Source organism: Prevotella pectinovora, from assembly GCF_000834015.1.
GTDB lineage: Bacteria > Bacteroidota > Bacteroidia > Bacteroidales > Bacteroidaceae > Prevotella > Prevotella pectinovora.
In genome coordinates this window covers 1-1422 of the sequence record NZ_JXQI01000074.1, presented here as the reverse complement: position 1 = coordinate 1422, position 1422 = coordinate 1, and the positions used below count along the sequence as shown (strand labels likewise).

Genomic DNA, 1422 nt, shown 5'->3' with positions numbered 1-1422 from the left:
GGGTCAGCGGAAAAGTACTGGGGGTGTTTTTTATTTCATAGTATTTTGTATCTTTGCATTATGAACATGCTTGAACAATTAGCCCGTCTAGTTCTTCCCAAAGAAATACTAGACAATTTCGATATCGTCAAGATAGAAACAGATGAGTCTGATATTGACGCAATGAGTATGACCATTCATCTAGACGAGCGTATGAATGCTTATCTCCAAAAATCAGAGGACTATGAATCCAAAGGTTTTATGGACGCTGTACGCATAACTGATTTCCCGATTCGTGACCATAAGGTGATTCTTGTACTTCGTCGTCGTAGATGGAAAAACAAGGAAACAGGAGAGACATTTGTCGACCGTATTAGTGTTACCGAATCAGGAACCCGCTACTCGAAAGAGTTTGCGGCTTTTTTAAAAGAGACGTATGGACACATCCCCGACGACCTGCCGTACGCTTGAACGATACTACCATGTAAACTCCAATACATTGGATAAACAATACAAGGATGTCTTGAGTGACTATCGTACATGGTCAGAACTAGAGCATGCCGATGAATGGCTTGTCTTTCCTGACAACATAGGTCGTAATTTGGCAATAGACGAGACATCTATGTCTAACGGAGAATTGCGCACAATCGTCACCAACAGGGATAGACACGGAAAAGACCAATGTCTGGTTGCAATTGTCAAGGGTGTTAAGTCAGAGGACGTTATCAAAGCCTTGAAGCATATACCTGAAGCTCTTCTGAACACGGTTGAGGAGGTCACATTAGATTTGTCAGACTCCATGAGAAAGATTGTTCGCACATGCTTTCCCAAAGCAATGAGAGTAATAGACAGGTTTCACATACAGAAGCTTGCTTGCGATGCTGTGCAGGAAATGCGCATTAAGCATCGTTGGGATGCTATACAAGAGGCCAATGACGACATGGAGAATGCAAAACTTGAAGGACGCGAATACGTGCCTTTTCGATATGAGAACGGAGATACGAGAAAGGAATTGCTAGCAAGGAGTAGGTATCTTCTTTTCAAATCAGGAGAGAAATGGACACTGTCACAAAGCAAGAGAGCTGAGATTCTATTTAGAGAATATCCAGATTTGAAGACAGCTTATGGACTCTCGCATTCTTTGAGAATGATTTTCTCAAAAAATACTGTTAAAGATGCCGCAAGACTTTCTATGGCTAAATGGTACAACAAAGTGGAAGAAGCTGGCTTCCGTTCTTTCAATGTTATTGCTGCAACATTCTACGAACATTACGATGACATTCTTAATTTTTATACAAATAGATCATCTAATGCTGCAGCTGAATCCTTTAATGCAAAAATCAAAGCTTTCAGAGCATCACTAAGGGGCATCGTTGATGAAAAGTTCTTTCTGTATCGACTTGCAAAGATTTATGCTTATCCCCACTAAATTTCCACTGAGCC

At 40.9% G+C, this 1422-nt stretch carries 2 protein-coding genes; both read left to right on the top strand.

Translation table 11 applies throughout. The annotated features are described in order from the left end of the window. Positions 1 to 60 precede the first annotated feature (60 nt). Positions 61 to 450 carry an ISAon1 family transposase N-terminal region protein gene (locus ST42_RS11265; RefSeq protein WP_044073578.1) on the top strand — a complete coding sequence of 130 codons (390 nt, stop codon included), beginning with the start codon at positions 61 to 63 and terminating at the stop codon, positions 448 to 450. Continuing rightward, positions 416 to 1408, top strand: coding sequence for an ISAon1 family transposase (locus ST42_RS11260; protein ID WP_044073577.1), 993 nt, complete (start codon positions 416 to 418; stop codon positions 1406 to 1408). Before ST42_RS11265 ends, ST42_RS11260 begins: the two co-directional genes overlap by 35 nt. The last annotated feature ends 14 nt before the right edge of the window (positions 1409 to 1422 follow it).